This window comes from Streptomyces sp. NPDC052687 (genome assembly GCF_040678395.1).
GTDB lineage: Bacteria > Actinomycetota > Actinomycetes > Streptomycetales > Streptomycetaceae > Streptomyces.
The window spans coordinates 1-19,341 of sequence record NZ_JBFATR010000075.1 but is presented as its reverse complement, the minus strand read 5'-3'; the positions used below and the strand labels follow the sequence as shown (position 1 = coordinate 19,341).

14 protein-coding genes and 1 pseudogene are annotated in these 19,341 nt (G+C 74.1%); 8 read left to right on the top strand and 7 right to left on the bottom strand.

Annotation, left to right across the window (positions count from 1 at the left end):
• Window positions 1–217: 217 nt before the first annotated feature.
• The gene (locus AB0K92_RS32205; protein ID WP_365928816.1) at window positions 218–1,582 is read right to left on the bottom strand and encodes a phosphomannomutase/phosphoglucomutase; all 1,365 of its coding nucleotides are present in this window, start codon (window positions 1,580–1,582) and stop codon (window positions 218–220) included.
• Window positions 1,583–1,837: 255 nt separating this feature from the next.
• The gene (locus AB0K92_RS32200) at window positions 1,838–2,212 is read right to left on the bottom strand and encodes a DUF3499 domain-containing protein (RefSeq protein WP_206313068.1); all 375 of its coding nucleotides are present in this window, start codon (window positions 2,210–2,212) and stop codon (window positions 1,838–1,840) included.
• 300 nt (window positions 2,213–2,512) lie between these two features.
• Here AB0K92_RS32200 and AB0K92_RS32195 point away from each other — a divergent pair, with 300 nt between their 5' ends.
• Entirely contained in the window at window positions 2,513–2,962 is a 450-nt protein-coding gene (locus AB0K92_RS32195; protein ID WP_165999385.1) for a metallopeptidase family protein, read from the top strand.
• Window positions 2,963–3,096: 134 nt separating this feature from the next.
• On the opposite strand, the gene AB0K92_RS32190 is transcribed toward AB0K92_RS32195, so the two are convergent.
• From AB0K92_RS32190 to AB0K92_RS32180, 3 genes are all read right to left on the bottom strand, one after another.
• The gene (locus tag AB0K92_RS32190; protein WP_365928815.1) at window positions 3,097–4,629 is read right to left on the bottom strand and encodes a DUF5719 family protein; all 1,533 of its coding nucleotides are present in this window, start codon (window positions 4,627–4,629) and stop codon (window positions 3,097–3,099) included.
• On the bottom strand, window positions 4,626–8,213 hold the full coding sequence (locus AB0K92_RS32185) for a glycosyltransferase family 2 protein (RefSeq protein WP_365928814.1): 3,588 nt from the start codon (window positions 8,211–8,213) through the stop codon (window positions 4,626–4,628). Before AB0K92_RS32185 ends, AB0K92_RS32190 begins: the two co-directional genes overlap by 4 nt.
• A 264-nt stretch (window positions 8,214–8,477) precedes the next feature.
• Window positions 8,478–8,741, bottom strand: a complete 264-nt coding sequence (locus tag AB0K92_RS32180; RefSeq protein ID WP_003975777.1) for a WhiB family transcriptional regulator — start codon at window positions 8,739–8,741, stop codon at window positions 8,478–8,480.
• Between the two features lie 687 nt (window positions 8,742–9,428).
• Between AB0K92_RS32180 and AB0K92_RS32175 the strand changes: the two genes are divergently transcribed.
• From AB0K92_RS32175 to AB0K92_RS32160, 4 genes are all read left to right on the top strand, one after another.
• Window positions 9,429–9,923 (top strand): cysteine dioxygenase family protein, encoded by a 495-nt coding sequence (locus tag AB0K92_RS32175; RefSeq protein ID WP_365928813.1) that lies wholly within the window; start codon window positions 9,429–9,431, stop codon window positions 9,921–9,923.
• A gap of 71 nt (window positions 9,924–9,994) precedes the next feature.
• On the top strand, window positions 9,995–10,954 hold the full coding sequence (cofD, locus tag AB0K92_RS32170) for a 2-phospho-L-lactate transferase (RefSeq protein ID WP_165999392.1): 960 nt from the start codon (window positions 9,995–9,997) through the stop codon (window positions 10,952–10,954).
• Complete coding sequence (locus AB0K92_RS32165; protein ID WP_365928811.1) at window positions 10,951–12,582, top strand: coenzyme F420-0:L-glutamate ligase; 1,632 nt, start codon at window positions 10,951–10,953, stop codon at window positions 12,580–12,582. Before cofD ends, AB0K92_RS32165 begins: the two co-directional genes overlap by 4 nt.
• A 38-nt stretch (window positions 12,583–12,620) precedes the next feature.
• The gene (locus AB0K92_RS32160) at window positions 12,621–13,622 is read left to right on the top strand and encodes a DNA-3-methyladenine glycosylase 2 family protein (protein ID WP_365928809.1); all 1,002 of its coding nucleotides are present in this window, start codon (window positions 12,621–12,623) and stop codon (window positions 13,620–13,622) included.
• A 173-nt stretch (window positions 13,623–13,795) separates the two neighbouring features.
• Here the strand turns inward: AB0K92_RS32160 and AB0K92_RS32155 are convergent, their stop codons facing one another.
• A complete protein-coding gene (locus AB0K92_RS32155; protein WP_165999397.1) occupies window positions 13,796–14,878 on the bottom strand; it encodes an NDP-sugar synthase in 1,083 nt (360 codons plus the stop codon).
• Window positions 14,879–15,045: 167 nt separating this feature from the next.
• On the bottom strand, window positions 15,046–16,563 hold the full coding sequence (locus tag AB0K92_RS32150) for a peptidoglycan recognition protein (protein ID WP_365928807.1): 1,518 nt from the start codon (window positions 16,561–16,563) through the stop codon (window positions 15,046–15,048).
• A 140-nt stretch (window positions 16,564–16,703) separates the two neighbouring features.
• Between AB0K92_RS32150 and AB0K92_RS32145 the strand changes: the two genes are divergently transcribed.
• From AB0K92_RS32145 to AB0K92_RS32135, 3 genes and pseudogenes are all read left to right on the top strand, one after another.
• A complete protein-coding gene (locus AB0K92_RS32145) occupies window positions 16,704–17,462 on the top strand; it encodes a TIGR03089 family protein (RefSeq protein WP_365928805.1) in 759 nt (252 codons plus the stop codon).
• 226 nt (window positions 17,463–17,688) lie between these two features.
• Entirely contained in the window at window positions 17,689–18,879 is a 1,191-nt protein-coding gene (locus AB0K92_RS32140; RefSeq protein ID WP_365928803.1) for an LCP family protein, read from the top strand.
• A 239-nt stretch (window positions 18,880–19,118) separates the two neighbouring features.
• A pseudogene (locus AB0K92_RS32135) lies at window positions 19,119–19,341 on the top strand (LytR family transcriptional regulator); the annotation flags it as partial.

Here is a 19,341-nt window from a genome sequence, read left to right as displayed (position 1 = left end):
CATCCGTGGTCTTTTTTTCCTTGTCACGAGCCGGGACAGGAGCACGACCAGCCGGGTGCGCGGCACCCCGCCCGGCCACGCACTCGATGAGGGCGCCCGCCCCTGCCGATTCCCCGCCCCCCGGGGGGCTCCGCCCCTGGACCGCGACGAGGGGTGCGCCCCCGTACCCCCGGCTGCGGCGCCCCCCGACGGCGGCAGCGGCTCCGGCCGCCCCCGCTCAGCCGCGGATGATGCTCAGCACCTCGTCGCGGACCTCGGCCATCGTCGTCTCGTCGCGGGCCTCGGCGTTGAGGCGGAGGAGCGGTTCGGTGTTGGAGGGGCGGACGTTGAACCACCAGTCGGCGGCGGTGACGGTGAGGCCGTCGAGCTCGTCGAGGGTGACGCCCTCGCGGGACTGGAAGGCGGTCTTGAGGGCGGCGAGGCGGGCCGACTGGTCGTCGACGGTGGAGTTGATCTCGCCGGAGCCGGCGTAGCGGTCGTACTGGGCGACCAGGCCGGAGAGGGGACCCTCCTGGCCGCCGAGGGCCGCGAGGACGTGGAGGGCGGCCAGCATGCCCGTGTCCGCGTTCCAGAAGTCGCGGAAGTAGTAGTGCGCGGAGTGCTCGCCGCCGAAGATCGCGCCGGTGCGCGCCATCTCCGCCTTGATGAAGGAGTGGCCCACGCGGGTACGGACCGGCGTGCCGCCGTTCTCCTTGACGACCTCCGGCACCGACCACGAGGTGATCAGGTTGTGGATGACCGTGCCCTTGCCGCCGTTGCGGGCGAGTTCGCGGGAGGCGACGAGCGCGGTGATGGCGGACGGGGAGACCGGGTCGCCGTGCTCATCGACGACGAAGCAGCGGTCGGCGTCGCCGTCGAAGGCGATGCCGAGGTCGGCGCCCTCCTCGCGGACGCGCTTCTGCAGGTCCACGATGTTCGCCGGGTCCAGCGGGTTCGCCTCGTGGTTGGGGAACGTGCCGTCCAGTTCGAAGTACATCGGGACGAGCGTCAGCGGCAGGCCCGCGAAGACCGTGGGGACCGTGTGCCCGCCCATGCCGTTGCCCGCGTCGACGACGACCTTCAGGGGGCGGATGGAGGTCAGGTCGACGAGCGAGCGCAGGTGGGCCGCGTAGTCCTCCAGCGTGTCGCGCCGCGTGATCGTTCCCTGGGTCGCCGCCGGTTCCGGGGCGCCCGACTCGCTCCAGCGCTCGACCAGTTCGCGGATGTCGGCGAGGCCGGTGTCCTGGCCGACCGGGGCGGCACCCGCGCGGCACATCTTGATGCCGTTGTACTGGGCGGGGTTGTGCGAGGCGGTGAACATCGCGCCGGGCAGGTTCAGCGCGCCCGAGGCGTAGTACAGCTGGTCGGTGGAGCACAGGCCGATCTCGGTGACGTCGACGCCCTGGGCCGCGGCCCCGCGCGCGAAGGCCCGGGACAGGCCCGGCGACGAGGGGCGCATGTCGTGGCCGGTCACGATCGCGTCCGCGCCGGTCACCTGGGCGAACGCCGCCCCGAAGAGCTCGGCCAGCGACTCGTCCCACTGGTCGGGGACGACTCCGCGCACGTCGTACGCCTTCACGATCTGTGACAGATCAGCAGCCACGGCCAACCCTCCTGAAAGTCCTGTCGGTCACCACAAACTACCCGCCCACGCTCACACCTTGCCTGGTGGTCCGGCGAGCTGACTTCCCGCCGTCGTCGGGGAACGGCGCGGCAGGGCTGTGGGAGGAGTGGCCGGCGTCCGTGTGGGGGCGAGGGTTCCGGGCGGGCAGGTCCGGATCGCGGTCAGACGCGGCGCATGGGACGAGTCCGGTCGGTGGTCACGCTCGTGGCGCGGAACCGGACCCGGCGCCCGCGGTCAGTTGTCCGGCGAGCGCAGCACCCGCAGGTGGCCGCGGCGTGCGACCTCCATCGGGTCCGCCGCGCGGCCCGCGCCGCCGGCCTGGGCCGCGCGCTCCTGGGGGCGGGCCGCCTCGCGGACGGCGTTCGCGAGCGCTTCCAGGTCGTCGCCGCTGGGGCGGGCGGGTGCCGAACCGTCGAGGAGCCGGACGACCTCCCAGCCGCGCGGGGCGGTGAGGCGCTCGGAGTGCTCGGCGCACAGGTCGTAGCAGTGGGGTTCGGCGTAGGTGGCGAGCGGGCCGAGGACCGCGGTCGAGTCGGCGTAGACGTACGTCAGCGTCGCGACGGCGGGTCGGCCGCAGGCGGTGCGCGAACAGCGACGTACAGGGCTCACGACGTTGGACGGTACCGCACTCTTGAGCGGGCCGCGACGACTCTCCCTCAGGTCACTCCACCGTGTCGTGCTGTGAAACGCCCCACACGCCCCTGTCGCCATACCCCGCTGACCTGGGCAGACGTGGACATTCCCCCATTCGGGACGGGTGCCGAGCGGTCATCAGTCGGTACAAACGCCGTCATTTGGCCCGCGGTCGTCGGTCTCGGAGAGACGCGGAGAGATACAGAATCGAGCTCAACCTTGGCCGGAATGGTCATCCAGCGACACGCCGTGCGTCGGGACTACCCTTCACCAGTGATGGACAACCGAGTACCGCCCCGTGCCGCCGGCCCCGGGCCCCGCCGCCGTGATCGTCACGGCCGGGGCATGCGCGGCCCGATCGCGCCGCCGCAGGTTCCGCTCGCCGCGAGCCGCGCCGATGTGTTCGCGGATCTGGTGCAGGACTCCGTGGAGCGGCTGGAGCGGCGCTGGCCGCAGCTCGCCGACATCGACTTCCTGGTGCTGGAGGTGCCGCGGCTGGACGGGCCCGGGCAGGCCTGGAACGACGAGGCCGTTCCGCTCGGCGGCATCATTCCCGCGCGGGAGGGGCGGCGGGCCCGGGTGGTCGTCTACCGGCGGCCCGTCGAGATCCGCACCAAGGGGCGGGACGAGCGCGCCGCGCTGGTGCACGAGGTCGTCGTCGAGCAGGTCGCGGAGCTGCTGGGGCTGACACCGGAGACGGTGGACCCGCGGTACGGGGAGGACTGAGCGCTCCGGCCTCGCCCGCGGGTCCGCGCCCGGCACAGCTGCTCGCTCCGGCCTCACCCGCGGGTCCGCCCGCCCGGCACGGCTGCTCGGTCAAGCCTCACCCGCGGGTGACCGTGGGTCCGCGCCCGGCGCGGCTACTCCTGGAGCACCGAGAGGTCCTGCTCCGTCTCCGGCACCGACACCGTTCCCTGGTCGTCCGGGAGGGGCTGGATCGTGAAGGCCGGCACGCCGTCCAGGTCGGCGGTGAGGGTGCGGGCCGCGTGGACGGGACCGCCGGAGAGGCGTTCCACGGTCAGCGCGTAGCTGCCCTCGAGGCCGCTCGGGACCGGGACCTCGATGTTCTGGGTGGTGCCCGCCTTGAGCGTGTGGGTGCGCGAGACGGGGCTGCCGCCCTCGCTGCCCGCCGACGCCGTGACCTTCACCTTCGCGGACTCGCCGGGTGCGGTCAGGGACAGGATCGTGCCCTTCGCCGTGTTGCCGACCGCGCTCGCGCGGCTGTCCACCGCGCGGGTCGCCGGCACGAACGCCGACTCCTGCGCGCTGCCCTTGCCCCGGATCACCCGCGCGGCCGCCACCACCGGCACCGCCTCGTCCGTCGGGGTGAGCACCAGGGAGCCCGCCTCGCCGCGGGTGACGTCGCCGAGGTCGATCGCGGTCGTCATGCCCGCCTTGACGTGCAGCGTCTCGTTCCCGGCCGGGGTGATCCCGCCGGACGGGGAGGCGAGCCGCACCTTGAGGTCGGCGTCCGTGTCCCCGGGGGAGAACGCGACGAGCCGTACGGCGGTGGCGTCCGCGGGGATGCCGGGCAGCACCAGGCTGCCCGCCGGGTCCGCGGCGGCGGTGAGCCAGTCGCCGCCGAGCTTGGCGTCGAGCGCCTGGACGGCCGCGCCGACCCGCCCGCCGCGCACGGTCACGTGCACGGTGAGGTTGGGCTGCTTCTCGGCGGTCAGCGTGGACAGCAGGATCGGCTCGGTGGAGTGCGGCGGGACCGTCATGCCCTGGCCCACCTGGGACTCCAGCTCTCCTTCCGTGCCGTACAGCTCGATGTCGACGACGGCGGCGGAGTCGTCGGGGTTGGTGAGGTGGAGGTAGTCCGTGCGCCCGGCCTCCGTGCTCGCCGCCGGGAACCAGAACTCGGTGTCCGGCACGGTGCAGGCGACGCCCTGGAGGCCGCGTCCGGTGCCGGCGGTGACCTCGGTGGTCTGCTGAACGGTCCAGCCGGGCGCGTACTTGCCCTCGGCGGTGCCGGTCAGCGCGGGCGACTCGGCGCCCGAGGCGTCCCCCGCGGTCGGCGTGCCGGGCTCGCCGGGCTTCAGGACGGCCTTGCCGGCCTCGCCGGCCTGCTCCGTCCCGCCGTCCGTGCCGTCCGTGCCGTCCGCCCCGGCGTCCTCGCCGGTCTTCGCCGACTTGCGGGCCGCGGCGCGCAGTTCGGCCTTCCCCTCGCCCGTGACGCCCTTGGTGACGGGCGTGAAGGACGCGTACGAGGTCTCGGCGAGGTCGGAGGAGCTGGGCGCCGGGCACGCCACGCTGGTGCGCTCGACGGGCAGCCGGGCGGCCGCGCGGGCGGTGTCGGTGCCGGCCGCGCCGGGGGCGGTGAGCGAGGCGACCGCGGTGACGGCGGCGAGCGCGCTCGCCCCGGCGATCAGGGACAGGGTGGTGCGGTTCACTGCTGGCTCCCGTCGGAACGCTCGCTGCCGTGCGGCTGTCGCGCCGGGTCGTACGGCGCGTCGTAACCCGCCTGGTACGTCGGGTCGTAGGCCTGCCCGTACGTCTCGCCGTACGTCTCGCGCGACTGCTCGTACGTCTGGTCGTACGTTCCGGGCTGGGCCGGGCCGCCGTACGCGTACGGGTCGTACTGACCGTCCTGGTAGGCGTCCGCCGGGTAGGACTGGCCGTAGCCCTGGTACGGGTCGTACGGGGGCTGCTGTGCGGCGGGCGCGGTCTCCCAGTCGGCGTGGGGCTGCTGCTGGGGCGCGGGAGCCGCGGGGTCCTCCTGGGGCGGGGGCGGGACGGCGCCGGGGGCGGTGCCCTCGGCCTCGGCCTGGGCGCGCAGCCGGCGGGCCCGGCGGCCCTCGCCCGCGACGGCCTGCGCGGGGAGCACGGGCTCCTCGGGGAGGTCGTCGTCGACGTCGCGGCGGCGGCCGGGGAGGGCGAGGACCACGAGGACGACGGCGAGGGCGCCCTGGGCCCACAGCCACGCGGTGTGGGTGAGCGGGGCGTCGTAGGTGACGTCCAGCGTGCCGCCGGTGGCCGGCAGTTCGAAGCCCTGGGCCCAGCCGTCGACCGTGGTGGGGGTGAGGGGCTTGCCGTCCAGGGTGGCGGTCCAGCCCTCGGCGGCGGCGTCGGCGAGGCGCAGGACGCGGCCCTCGGCGCCGGTCGGGATGGTGGTGTGGATCTCGACGGGTCCGGCGGCGACCGGCCGCGGCTCTCCGGAGCCGGAGGCCGGGACGATCGCCGCGCGGGAGACCTGGTCGGCGACCCGCCACAGCGCGCTGCCGTTCTGCTCGCTGAGCCGCATCAGTCCGGGCGTGGTGTCGAGGATCCGGCTGACCTCGCGCGGGGCGCCCTTGTGGACCAGGACGTACCGCACGGCGTAGGCGCCGAGCTGGTCGGCCTGGTCGGCGCCGGAGCCGGCGACGAGGTTGGCGACGACCTTGTCGAGCCGCTCGTTCGCGCCCTGGGCGGCGGCGAGTTCGGCGTCGCCGAGGCGGGCGCCGGAGCCGCGGACCAGGGTGTAGCGGACGTGCGCGGTGGAGTCGCTGTCGAGGACCAGGGTGCGGGCCTGGTCGCGGGTGGCGCTGTCCTCGGCGACGAACGCGGGCACCTGCGCGGGATCGTCGCGGCGCTCCAGGGGGCCGTCGGCGCCGCGGATCATCCAGCCGGCGGCGACGAGCAGGGGGCCCGCGGCGGAGGCGAAGGCGATCAGCGCGGCGACGGGCTGGCGCCAGCCGAAGCTCTGCTCGGCCACCCGCGCGCGTGCCCCGTCGGCGCCGAGGACGGCGGCGGCGAGGAGGGCGAGGCCGTAGACGAGGGTGGCGGGGCCGGCCCACGCGGAGCGGTTGGACAGCACCGCGAAGACGAGGCCGACCAGGGCGGCCGCCCAGGCCGTGCGGATGCCGAAGCGGCGCTCGGAGCGCAGCAGGGCGGCCAGCGCGGCGAGCACGACGCCGATCAGCATGAGCCCGCTGACCGTGCCGGAGCCGCCGGGACTGGCGCCGAGCAGGTCGAGCGCGGAGGCGCCGGCGGCGCCGTACTCCAGGCCGGCCTCCCGGAAGAAGCCGAACGGCAGCAGCGACAGCGACCAGGGGGCGAGGACCAGCAGGGGCGTGCCGAGCTGGGCCAGGAAGCGCAGGCCGTAGGCGGTGATGTCGCCGCGGCGGACGGCCAGCAGGGCGAGGCCGAGGACCAGGGCGACGGGCCAGACGACCGGGGTGAAGGCGGTGGTGACGGTCAGCAGCAGGGCGTACGCCCAGGTGGCGCGCCAGCTGCCGCGGGCGCCGCCGGGGTGGCCGAGGCCGGCGGCGGCGATGCCCGCGCGGGCGAGCAGCGGCAGCAGCACGGCGAGGACGGCGGTGCCGAGCCGGCCGCCGGCGAGGGCGCCGGTGACGGCGGGCAGGAAGGCGTAGACGACGGCCGCCCAGGCGCGCAGCAGCCGGGAGGTGACGAGCGGCCGGGAGGCGAAGTAGGCGGTGAGGCCGGCGAGCGGCACCGAGCAGAGCAGCAGGACGGTGACGGCGAGTCCGGTGGAGCCGAACAGCAGGGACGCCAGCAGGGCGACGAGCGCGAGGTAGGGCGGCGCGTCGGGGGTGCCGCCGGCGCCGACCGGGTGCCAGGCGTCGGTGTACCGCGACCACAGCTCGCCGGAGTCGGCGGGCGCGGGCAGCAGGGCGCCGCCGACGAGGGCGCCGCCGCCGAGGAGGGAGCGGCAGGCGACGAGGGTGGCGAGCAGCAGCACCAGGAAGACCACGGGGCCCGGGTTGCGGGCGATGCGCTTGAGGCGGGCGAACCGCTCGATCTCGATGAAGTCGGCGTCGTCGCCGCCGGGTCCGGACTCGAGGGCGCCTCCGTGCCGTCCGGCACCGGCGGGGGTCTCGGAGTCGGAGCGGCCGACGACGTTGCCGGCGATCTGTTCGACGGTGGCGCGGACGGTGGCGCCGGGCGGCGGGAACAGTGCCCGCAGTTCGCCCTTGTCGATCCGCGGTGCGCCGCGCCGGCGGCGTCCGGCGATGATCCGCTCGGGCCGCAGCAGGACGCCCATCAGGCCGCGGATCTCGTCGACGGCCTGTCCGGGGACCTTGCCGACGAGGTAGGCGACGGTCCGCACGAGGGTGCCGAGCACCAGCCGCAGCAGCACCCAGGGCAGCGCGGCGGTGCGGGTGTTGACGAGGAGGGTGTAGACGGCGCCGGCCTTGTCGACCTTGTGCGGGGAGGCGGTGGTGCGGCCCGCGCAGTCGACGGTGCGGCGTTCGCGGGAGGCGGCCTCGGCGTGCCGTACGACCGCTTCGGGGGCGACGAGGACGCGGTGGCCGGCGGCGTGGACGCGCCAGCACAGGTCGACGTCGTCGCGCATGAGGGGCAGCCGCCGGTCGAATCCGCCGAGCTGTTCGAAGACGTCGCGGCGGATCAGCATGCCGGCGGTGGACACGGAGAGCACGGACCGGACGTGGTCGTGCTGGCCCTGGTCCTGTTCGCGGCGGTCGAGGCCGGTCCAGCGGCGGCCGGAGTTGGCGATGGAGACGCCGACCTCCAGCAGCTGCCGCTTGTCGTACCAGCCGCGCAGCTTGGGGCCGACGACGGCCACGTCGTCGCGGCCCAGCTCCAGTTCGTTGTCGACGACGCGCAGCAGCTGGGCGAGGGCGTCGGGTTCGGGGGCGCAGTCGTCGTGCAGCAGCCACAGCCACTGGACCGGCTCGCCGTGCGGCAGTTCCGGGAGGTCGTAGGCGTCGTCGCGCCAGGTGCGCGTGACGGGGTCCCAGCCGCTGGGCCGCTTGAGATACGGCAGGTCCTCGGGGGCGAGGTGCGGGGCGGTGCGGTGGGCCTCCTCGACGGCCTGGCCGAAGCCGGTGCGGCGGGCGAGGTGCAGCACCCGGTCGGGTCCGATGGCGTCGGTGAGCAGCTGCGCGGAGTCGTCGGCGCTGCCGGTGTCGGCGGCCATGACGTACTGCACGGGGCGCTCCTGGCCGAGCAGCCCGCTGAGCGCGTCGGGCAGCCAGCGGGCGCCGTCGTGGGAGACGAGAACCGCCGTCACCACGTGACGCGGAAACTCGGGTGGGGCAGTGGCGTCTTGGCCGACTGCCGTGTGGCTGTGCACGGACATCGAGGTACGGGCCCCGGTTCGGTGGACTGCGGTGGACGCCTGTGCCCGGAGGGGGCAGCGGGGCGTCTCGGACGAGCGACCACACTATCGGCTGGGCATGACGACGGCCCGCCGCCTGTGGACAACCCACCTGCGACGGGCCGTTCGCACCTTCTGTCCGCTGGGGTGCGGGACCGTGGGGGCCGCGGGGGCCTGAGGTCAGACGGCGGCCTTCTTCAGGCGGCGGCGCTCACGCTCGGACAGCCCGCCCCAGATCCCGAACCGCTCGTCGTTGGCGAGGGCGTACTCGAGGCATTCGGAGCGGACCTCGCAGGCGAGGCAGACCTTCTTCGCCTCGCGGGTGGATCCGCCCTTCTCGGGAAAGAAGGACTCGGGGTCGGTCTGGGCGCACAGCGCGCGCTCCTGCCAGCCGAGTTCCTCGTCCGCGTCGTCGACCAGCAGTTGCTGCACCAGCTCGGTCATGTGCGCCCCTCGTCTGTTCTTTCCGCGTCCCCGTGATGTAGCCGTTACCGATCTCGGCTGAACGACACGAGTGAAATTACAAGTGTGCTGCTCCGGGCGAGTCAAGCCGAGATCTGCTATTGAGCCCCTTATTCACTCTGCGGAACCAAGGCCATGCGGAAAGTGTTCAAATCGGCATAAACCTTGACACAGGGAAGGGCCCGGGAGGGTCGTCCGCCTCCGCACGGTCCTGTACGGAGAAAGACGCCCGCGCGTTCGATCCCGTTCCGACACGCCCGCCGAAGCGAACCGGATCACAGTCGGATCACGGGATCGCAACGGCGCTTGCGCGCCCGGTTGTGCGCCATGTGTCCCGAAGGGCACGTGCACAAACCTTTCACCTGACAGATCAGCCGGAAGAGGTGAAGCAGGTCCCACATTCCGGGCATCGAGTTGACAGTGCTGGTGTGAACCGCTGTGCTTGTGGGCATGCTCGCGAACTTGGCATCCACCTCGACCCGCACCGCCGGGTCCCTCGGTGCTGCCCGGGCTCGCTGTAGCTGTTGCTGTCCCGGCTGTTGAGCCTTTCCCTCGCTCCAGCCTCCGGCCAGGCCGTTTCCCCGGCCCGGGCCGCCGCGTTTCCGCCCCCGCCCACGGGGCTCTCTGTTCGCCCTTCCGTTCGCCTTCCGCCAAGGAACCACCGCACCCATGAACAGCGACAGCGACCTCCAGATCGCCGGCGACATCCTCGAAGTACCGCACCTGCTCCAGGCCCGACGCGAGCATCCGGCCACCGTCGCCGAGTTCGTCGGCCTGGCCCGCTCCATCGCCGCCGACCGCGCCCAGTGGGAACCCCTGGTGCGCTACGACGCCACCGCCCGCTGGTACCACCGGCTGCGCACCGGGCCCGGCTACGAGGTCTGGCTGCTGTCCTGGGTGCCCGGCCAGCGCAGCGGGCTGCACGACCACGGCCCGTCCTCCGGGGTGCTGACCGTGCTGGACGGCACGCTGACCGAGCGCACGCCGGGCGGCACGCGGGTCCTGGCGGCCGGGGCGCAGCGGGTGTTCGCACCCGGTTACGTCCACGAGGTCGTCAACGACGCCCTGGAGCCCGCCGTCAGCCTGCACGTCTACCACCCCGGCCTCACGGAGATGCCGATGCACGACACGGCCGGCTGCGCGGTGTCCGCCCCGGTGGCCTGATCCCGCCCGTCGCGGCCCGGCCTCCCCCGGCTCGCCGACGCGTTGTCGGACCCGCCTGACAGACTTGCCCCATGCGCATTGTGGTTCTGGCAGGCGGTATCGGCGGTGCCCGGTTCCTGCGCGGTCTGAAGCGGGCCGTGCCGGAAGCGGACATCACCGTCATCGGCAACACCGGGGACGACATCCACCTCTTCGGGCTGAAGGTCTGCCCGGACCTCGACACGGTGATGTACACGCTCGGGGGCGGTATCAACGAGGAGCAGGGCTGGGGCAGGGCCGACGAGACCTTCCATCTGAAAGAGGAGCTGGCGGCGTACGGCGTCGGGCCCGAGTGGTTCGGGCTGGGCGACCGGGACTTCGCCACCCACATCGTGCGGACCCAGATGATCGGCGCCGGCTATCCGCTCAGCGCGGTGACACAGGCGCTGTGCGACCGCTGGCAGCCCGGTGTGCGCCTGATCCCCATGACCGACGACCGCGTGGAGACCCACGTCGCCGTAGAGCTGGACGGCGAGCGCAAGGCGATCCACTTCCAGGAGTACTGGGTGCGGCTGCGCGCCTCGGTCCCGGCCGAGGCGATCGTGCCCGTCGGTGCCGAGCAGGCGAAGCCGGCGCCCGGCGTGCTGGAGGCCATCGGCGAGGCCGACGTCATCCTCTTCCCGCCGTCCAACCCCGTCGTGTCGGTCGGCACCATCCTCGCCGTGCCCGGCATCCGTGAGGCGATCGCGGACGCCGGGGTGCCGGTGGTGGGCCTGTCCCCCATCGTCGGGGACGCTCCGGTGCGCGGCATGGCCGACAAGGTGCTGGCCGCGGTCGGCGTGGAGTCCACGGCCGCCGCGGTCGCCGAGCACTACGGCTCCGGGCTGCTCGACGGCTGGCTGGTCGACACCGTCGACGCGGACTGTGTCGCGCGCGTGGAGGCCGCCGGGATCCGCTGCAGGGCGGTCCCGCTGATGATGACCGACGTCGAGGCGACCGCGCGGATGGCCCGCGAGGCGCTGGCGCTGGCGGAGGAGGTGCGGGGGGCGTGACCACCGAGCCCACCGACCGCCCCGCCGCGCCGCACGCCGCGCCGCACGCCGCTTCCGCCACCCGGCCCGGCACGGCTCCCGGCACCCGGCCCGGCACCCGGCCCGGCACCGCTCCCACCGCCACTCCCGGCACCGCTCCCGCCACCCAGCCCGGCACCGCTCTCACCGCCACTCCCGCCGCCCAGCCCGGCACCGCTCCCACCGCCACTCCCGCCACCCAGCCCGGCACCGCTCTCACCGCCACTCCCGCCGCCCCTCCGGGCACGGCTCCCGCCGCTGCTCCCGGCACCGCTCCCGCCCCCGCTTCCGGCTCGGCTCCCGCCGCCGCCCCGGCCTACCGGGTCTGGGCCGTGCCCGGGATTCCCGAGGTCGCCCCCGGCGACGACATCGCCGAACTGATCGCGGCGGCCGAACCGGGACTGGCCGACGGGGACGTCGTCCTGGTCACCTCCAAGATCGTGTCCAAGGCGGAGGGACGGATCGTCGAGGCGGCCGACCGCGAGGCCGCGATCGACGCGGAGACCGTCCGCGTGGTGGCCCGCCGCGGCACGCTGCGCATCGTGGAGAACCGGCAGGGCCTGGTGATGGCCGCCGCCGGCGTCGACGCCTCGAACACCCCCGCCGGCACGGTCCTGCTGCTGCCCGAGGACCCGGACGCCTCCGCGCGCGCGATCCGCGCCGGGCTGCGCGAGGCGCTCGGTGTCACCGTCGGCGTCGTGGTCACCGACACGTTCGGGCGGCCGTGGCGCTCCGGGCTCACCGACGTCGCGATCGGCGCGGCGGGCGTGCGGGTGCTGGACGATCTGCGCGGCGGCACGGACGCGTACGGCAATGCGCTCAGCGCCACCGTCGTCGCCACCGCGGACGAGCTGGCCGCCGCCGGTGACCTGGTCAAGGGCAAGGCGGCCGGGCGTCCGGTCGCGGTGGTGCGCGGCCTGCCGCACGTGGTGACCGAGCCCGAGGAGGACGACGAGGGCGCCCGGGCCCTGGTGCGCGGCGCGCAGAGCGACATGTTCCGCCTCGGCACCTCGGAGGCGATCCGCGAGGCGGTCACCCAGCGGCGTACCGTCCGCTCGTTCACGGACCAGCCCGTCGACCCCGGCGCGGTGCGCCGCGCGGTGGCCGCCGCGGTGACGGCGCCCGCGCCGCACCACACCACTCCCTGGCGGTTCGTCCTGCTGGAGTCGCCGGAGTCCCGCACCCGGCTGCTGGACGCGATGCGCGAGGCGTGGATCGCGGACCTGCGCAGGGACGGCAGGAGCGAGGAGTCCATCGCCAAGCGGGTGCGGCGCGGCGACGTGCTGCGCAACGCGCCGTATCTCGTCGTGCCGTGCCTCGTCATGGACGGCTCGCACACCTACGGGGACGCGCGGCGCGACGGGGCGGAACGGGAGATGTTCGTCGTCGCCGCCGGCGCGGGCGTGCAGAACTTCCTCGTCGCGCTGGCCGGGGAGCGGCTCGGCTCGGCGTGGGTGTCGTCCACGATGTTCTGCCGGGACGTCGTCCGTGACGTACTGCGGCTCCCCGCCGGCTGGGACCCTATGGGCGCCGTGGCCGTCGGCCACCCCGCGCAGGAACCGGGACCGCGCCCCGCGCGGGACGCGGCGGCCTTCATCGAGGTGCGGTGACCGTACGCTCGTAGAGTCGCCTCACGTAAGGACCACCCGTGGCAGGACGCTTCGCCCCCCGGCCCACGCGCACCACCGTGCGCGGCGGGCATGTCCCGGTGCCCCGGGGCGGCGCCCGTTCGCCGGCCGGTCCCGGCCACGTCCGGATCCACGAACCGGACGGCCCCCTGGACCTCGGTCTGGTCCTCGGGCCGCTGCGGCGCGGCCCCGGTGACCCCACGTTCCGGACCACACCGGACGGTTCCGTCTGGCGGACCAGCCGGACACCCGACGGCCCCGGCACCCTCCGGGTCACCGCGCACGGCGCGGCGGTACGCGGTGAGGCGTGGGGACCGGGGGCGCAGTGGCTGCTCGACCGCCTGCCCGACCTGCTCGGCGCCGCGGACGACCCGTCGGCGTTCACCCCCCGCCACCGGCTGCTGGCCCACACCCGCCACCGGCGGCCCGGACTGCGGCTGACGCGCACCGGGCTCGTGATGGAGTCCCTGATCCCCTCCATCCTGGAGCAGAAGGTCACCACCGACGAGGCCTACCGGGCCTGGCGGCTGCTCGTCCGGCGGTTCGGCGATCCCGCGCCCGGCCCCGCGCCCGACGGCATGGCCGTGATGCCCGAGCCCCGGACCTGGGCGCTGATCCCGTCCTGGGAGTGGCACCGGGCCGGGGTCGACGACAAGCGCGCCTCGACCGTCCTGCGGGCCGTACGGGTCGCGGCCCGGCTGGAGGAGGCCGTGCGCATGGACCCGGTGGCCGCGCGGGCCCGGCTGGAGGTCGTACCCGGCATCGGGCCGTGGACCTCCGCGGAGACCGTGCAGCGCAGCCACGGCGCGGCGGACGAGGTGACCGTCGGGGACGTCCATCTGCCCGGCATCGTCGGCTGGGCCCTGGCCGGGGACCGGGACGCGGACGACACGGAGATGCTGCGCCTGCTGGAGCCCTACGCGGGCCAGCGGCACCGGGCCGCCCGCCTCATCCTCCTCAGCGGCAGGGTCCCGCCGCGGCGGAAACCGAAGATGCCGGTGTGGGACATCGGACGGCTGTAGCCCGAGCCGCGCCCGAGCACGGCCGGCCGCCGGCCCTCACCAGCCCCTGCCGGCGCCCACCGGCCCTCACCGGACCGGCCCCTGCCGGCGCCCACCGGCCCTCACCGGACCGGCCCCTGCCGGCGCCCACCGGCCCCGACCGGACCGCCGCCCACCGGCCCCCACCGGCTCCCCTACTGATCGGACGAGAACCGCACCGCCCCCGCCGGAATCCGGGCGTCGCACCACACCCGCATCCCCTCACGCAGCTCGTTGTCGGCCCCGATGACCGCGCCGTCACCGATGACGGTGCCGCTGAGGACGGACCGCTCACCGACGCGGGCACGGGTGCCGATGAGGGAGTCGGTGATGACGGCGCCGGGTTCGATGACGGCGCCGGGCAGGATCGTCGAGCCGAAGACCCGCGCCCCCTCCGCGACGAACGCCCCCTCGCCCACCACCGTGCCGCCCGCCAGCTTCGCGTCCGGCGCGACGCGCGCCGTCGGCAGGATCAGCCGGTCCCCGCACCGCCCGGGCACCGCCGGGGACGGCGCGCGCCCGAGGACCAGGTCCGCCGAGCCGCGCACGAACGCCGCGGGGGTCCCGAGGTCGAGCCAGTACGTGGAGTCGACCATCCCCTGCAGATGCGCACCGGCGGACAGCAGACCGGGGAACGTCTCGCGTTCGACCGACACCGGCCGCCCCTGCGGGATCGTGTCGATCACCGAACGGCGGAAGACGTACGCCCCCGCGTTGATCTGGTCGGTGACGATCTCCTCCGGCGTCTGCGGCTTCTCCAGGAACGCCTGCACCCGCCCCGTCTCGTCCGTCGGAACGAGCCCGTACGCCCTCGGATCGGTCACCTTCGTCAGATGCAGCGAGACATCCGCGCCCGACGTCTCGTGCGTGCGGACCAGCGCCCGGATGTCCAGCCCCGTCAGGATGTCGCCGTTGAAGACCAGGACGGGATCGTCCGGTCCCGAGTGCAGCCGCGACGCCACGTTGCGGATCGCGCCGCCCGTGCCGAGCGGTTCCTCCTCCGTGACGTACTCGATGTGCAGCCCCAGCGACGAGCCGTCACCGAAGTACGGCTCGAAGACCTCCGCCAGATAGGACGTGGCGAGCACGATGTGCTCGACCCCCGCCGCCCTCGCCCGCGCCAGCTGGTGCGTGAGGAACGGCACCCCCGCCGCCCTGACCATGGGCTTGGGCGTGTGCACCGTGAGCGGGCGCAGCCGGGTGCCCTTGCCGCCGACCAGGAGGATCGCTTCTGTCACCTTGTCGTCTCTGCTTCCTGCCGGGACCGGCCGAACTGTCTTTCGGCCGGCCAGTGTATGCAGACCGTCGTCCGGCAGCTCCGACGGCGTGCGGCGTCGCGCAGCGTCCTCATTCCCCCGCCCCCCTGGCGTACCGTCACCCCGCCGCCCCGTCACCCCGCCGGCGGCTATTCGCGTCCTTGGTAGTAGGCCGCGTAGCCGCGGACCGAGCCGAGCTTGCCGTAGAGCTTCCGCCCCGGGCATTCCGTGGGAAACCCGTCGCGGTGCCCGGAGATTACATTCAGTCGTACGTTCTTACCTTTTGCGTAGAGATTGCCACCGCCGGACTTCAGATATGTCTTGCCACGCGGATTGCCCCCGTGCAGACCCAGCTTCCACGCCGTCAGCCGGCCCAGTGCCTTCACCGTGGCCTTGGTGGGCCCCGCCGAGCCGAACGTGCCGAGCACGGCGATCCCCATGCTGTTGCTGTTGAAACCGAGAGTGTGCGCGCCCATGACGGGCTTCGCCACACCCCCCGCCCGGCCCTCGTAGATCTTTCCGCACTTGTCGACGACGAAGTTGTAGCCGATGTCCCGCCAGCCCATGCTCTTGACGTGGTAGCGGTAGATACCGCGGATGACGGAGGGTGCCTGGGAGCAGCTGTAGCCGTTGCCGGTGGCGGAGTGGTGCACGAAGGCGGCCTTCACCTTCTTGGTGTAGATGAACTTCTTCTCGCGCAGCGACTCGTCCGCGCCCCAGCCGCGCCGGGTGACGATGGCCGGGCGCGGGCCGATCTTCGGCTTGGCCCGCTGTTCCGCCGTCAGTTCCGCGGCGCCCAGCGTCGCCGGCTCCCGTTCGGTGGCCTCCCGGTCGAGCGCCGGGATCCCGGTGGCGCCGATGGGCGCGAGGGCGGCGTTGACCTCGGAGGCGGCGATGGTCTCCGGGGTGAGCGTGCCGAGCCGGGAGGACGCGGCGGGGGCGCCCTGGGCGGGGGCGTCGTCGGCGCCGCCCGGGTCGACGAGTTCGAGGCGCAGACCGGCGGGGAGGGCGGCCAGGGAGGTCAGCCCGCGGTCACCGTCCCGCGATGACGACGTGTCGTACGCCGGCTCCTCCCCCGCCACCCCCTGCTCCTGTCCCTGCCCCTGCTCCTGTTCCTGCCCCTGGTCCTCTTCCTGTTCCTGGTCCTGCCCTGCCGCCGGCGCGTGCGCGGCCTCCTCCGGCAGCGCCCGCACCCGCACCTCCACCCCGTCCGAGTCCCCCACCCACAGCGGCGCGGTGGCCCCGCGGACCCGGCCGGAGGCGCGCTCCTCGGTGCCGGGGTCGGCCGCGTGGTCGGCGTTGTGGGTCTCGACGTCCTGCCAGCCGGACCAGGTGCCGGTGCCGACGGCGCGGGTGCGGACCTGGACGCGGCCGTGGAGTTCGGCGTCCGGGTCGTCCCAGACGACGCCGACCATCGAGAACTGCCGTACGTCACGGCGGGTCAGGCCCTGGACGGTGGCGGAGCCGAGGGTGCGGTCGGTGGTGAGCGGGACGAGGGGCAGCGACTGGGTGCTGCCCGGGATCCCCGGCGACTGGGCCTCGTCGGCCGCACCCGGTCTCGCGGTCGCACCCGGTCTCGCCGTCGCCGGTGCCGCGGGCAGGGTCAGCGGGAGGGCGAGGGCGGCCGCACAGGTGACGCCGATGGAGCAAGCAAGGAATCCACGCATGCTCCCGATCCTGGACATAGTCATACAAGTCTGTCCATCCGGGACTTGACGCCCTCTCATGGGCGGCGAGGGCGCGGTTCGTCCGAACCGGTGGCACCGCCGCTCGATCCGCGGCGGGGCGCCCGCGTACGCTTGCGCGGGTGACTGCCACCGATCGCACCCCTGCCGACCTGCTGCGTTCCGCGCTGGCCGCGGACCCCGCGCGGCCCTTGGTGACCTTCTACGACGACGCCACCGGCGAGCGCGTCGAACTGTCCGTCGCCACCTTCGCCAATTGGGTGGCCAAGACCGCGAACCTCCTCCAGGACGAGTGGTCCGCCGAACCCGGGGACCGGATCGCGCTGCTGCTGCCCGCGCACTGGCAGACGGCGGTGTGGCTGCTGGCGTGCGCGTCGGTGGGCGTGATCGCGGACGTGGAGGGTGATCCGGCGCGGGCGGACCACGTCGTGGCCGGACCCGGCCGGTTCGACGCGGGACTGGCCTGCGACGGGGAACGGTACGCGCTGTCGCTGGCGCCGCTGGGGCGGCGGTTCGTCCCCGCTCCGCCCGCCGGGTACGCCGACTACGCCGTCGACGTGCCGAGCCACGGGGACCGGTTCACGCCGTACGCGCCGGTCGACCCGGAGGCGCCCGCGCTGATCGTGGCCGGGGCGGAGTTCACCGGGGCCGAGGTGGTGGAGCGGGCGAGGGCGGACGCGCCCGGGCTGGGACTGACCGGCCCCGGTTCGCGGATCCTGTCCGCCCTGTCGTACGACACGTGGGAGGGGCTGAGCGCCGGGCTGTTCGCGCCACTGGCGGCCGGGGGCTCCGTGGTGCTGTGCCGGAACCTGGACCGGCTGGGCGAGGAGGCCCTGGCCCAGCGCATCGAGAGCGAGCGGGTGACCGCCGTATCGCGGTAGCCGCATCGCGGGGGTCGTATCGCGGGGGCCGCGTCCCCGTAGCCGTATCGCGGTAGCCGCGTCCCCGTACCCGGCCGCCGTTTCCGGCGTTTCGGACGCACCGGGCGGGCTGGACGCCTTCACCCGTTCAGCCCACCCCCACCCCTCACGCCCACCCCATCCGCGCCATCGTCGTAGGAGCAGTGCAGGACGTCACGCTCGTACGCCATGAGGGGTGGACACAGCCGTGAGCGACACCGCAGGCACGCCGGCCGGGCGCACCGGGCGGGCCCTCGGGCCGGGCCTCGGGGTGTCGGCTTCCGGTAACGGGCTGATACGCCGGCGCAGAAGGCGCTGGATACGCGTCGGGGCCCTGGGCGTCACCGTCGTGGTGGCGGTGGCCGTGGGCACCGCCTCGGCCCTGTACGCCAAGCTCGACGGGAACATCACCCCCGACGAGGCGGCGGCCGCCGAACTCGCCCGCTACGACAAGGAGCGGCCGACCTCGCTGGTGAAGGACGCGCGGAACATCCTGCTCATCGGCTCGGACTCGCGTGCGGGCGCGGGCAACGGCCGTTACGGCCGGGACCGGGGCACCGAGCGCTCGGACACCATGATCCTGCTGCATCTGTCCGCGGGCCGGCGCAGCGCCACCGCCGTCTCCATACCGCGCGACCTGATGGTCGACGTCCCCGCCTGTCTGCGCCGGGACGGCACCCGCGCGGAGCCGATGTTCGCGATGGTCAACTACGCCTTCGAGACGGGCGGTTCGGCCTGCGCCATCCGGACCCTGGAGCAGTTGACCGGTATCCGCATCGACCATCACGTCGTCGTCGACTTCACCGGGTTCACGAAGATGGTCGACGCCATCGACGGGGTGCGGATCTGCCTGAGGGAACCCATTCACGACAAAGCGGCCAAACTCCGCCTGCCCGCCGGGACCGTGACCCTCAACGGCGAACAGGCCCTCGGGTACGTCCGCGCCCGCAAGTCCCTCGGCAACGGCAGCGACACCGACCGCATGGACCGCCAGCAGCGCTTCCTGGCCGCCCTGGTCAACAAGGTGCGCAGCAACGACGTCCTGCTGAACCCGGCGAAGCTCTATCCGGTGCTCGACGCGGCGACCTCCGCCCTCACCACCGATCCGGCGCTGGCCAGTCTGCGCGGTTTGTACGACCTTGTCCGCGGGTTGCGCAACATCCCCACCGACCGTGTGCAGTTCCTGACCGTTCCACGGGAGTCGTACGTCTACAACGCCAACCGCGACCAGCTGGTGGAGCCGGAGGCGGAGCGTCTGTTCGAGCGGCTGCGCACGGACCGGCCCGTGGAGGTGACGCCGGATTCCGCACGCGGCAACGGCTCCGGCGAGCCCGCGGCCGACGTCTCCCCGGCTCCGACCTTCCGCGGGAACACGGCGGCCGACGACCACTGCCGGTAAAGCGTGCACCAAGACGGCGAACCCTCGTTCAAGGAAATGCGCCGGATTGCCCAGTTGTAGGAACGTGGAATTTGTCACCGCCGTCGCTTGACGCTGAACTGGGCGGATAGTGTGAGCGATCCGGTGCACCCGGCTCCATGGCCACCAGTCCGTCCAGGGGTCGCGCACTGTATGTACGAGACCCGAGCGCCTCGGAGGGGGAAGGCGCCGCGTGGCCCCGACGGAGGATTCAGGCAACCGTGGACGCGCAAGGCCGTGGGCGGGCGGAGCACATCGACCCCGCAGACCAGTGGGTACTCAATCCGAACACCGGCGAATACGAACTGCGACTGACCCCTTCCGCAGCGCAGTCGGCGGTCCCCGGCCCGCGCCGGGCCGCCCGGGGCCGCGGCACCGCCGCCCCGGACCGTGAGCGCCGCGAGCCCCGCCCCGCCCCGGGCGGCGAGCGGGACGCGCGCGCGG

Bases quoted from the DNA above. Each gene is read 5' to 3' on its own strand.
- AB0K92_RS32150 (WP_365928807.1), bottom strand. From the start codon at position 16,563: ATGCGTGGATTCCTTGCTTGCTCCATCGGCGTCACCTGTGCGGCCGCC.
- AB0K92_RS32175 (WP_365928813.1), top strand. From the start codon at position 9,429: ATGAACAGCGACAGCGACCTCCAGATCGCCGGCGACATCCTCGAAGTA.
- cofD (WP_165999392.1), top strand. From the start codon at position 9,995: ATGCGCATTGTGGTTCTGGCAGGCGGTATCGGCGGTGCCCGGTTCCTG.
- AB0K92_RS32180 (WP_003975777.1), bottom strand. From the start codon at position 8,741: ATGACCGAGCTGGTGCAGCAACTGCTGGTCGACGACGCGGACGAGGAA.
- AB0K92_RS32195 (WP_165999385.1), top strand. From the start codon at position 2,513: ATGGACAACCGAGTACCGCCCCGTGCCGCCGGCCCCGGGCCCCGCCGC.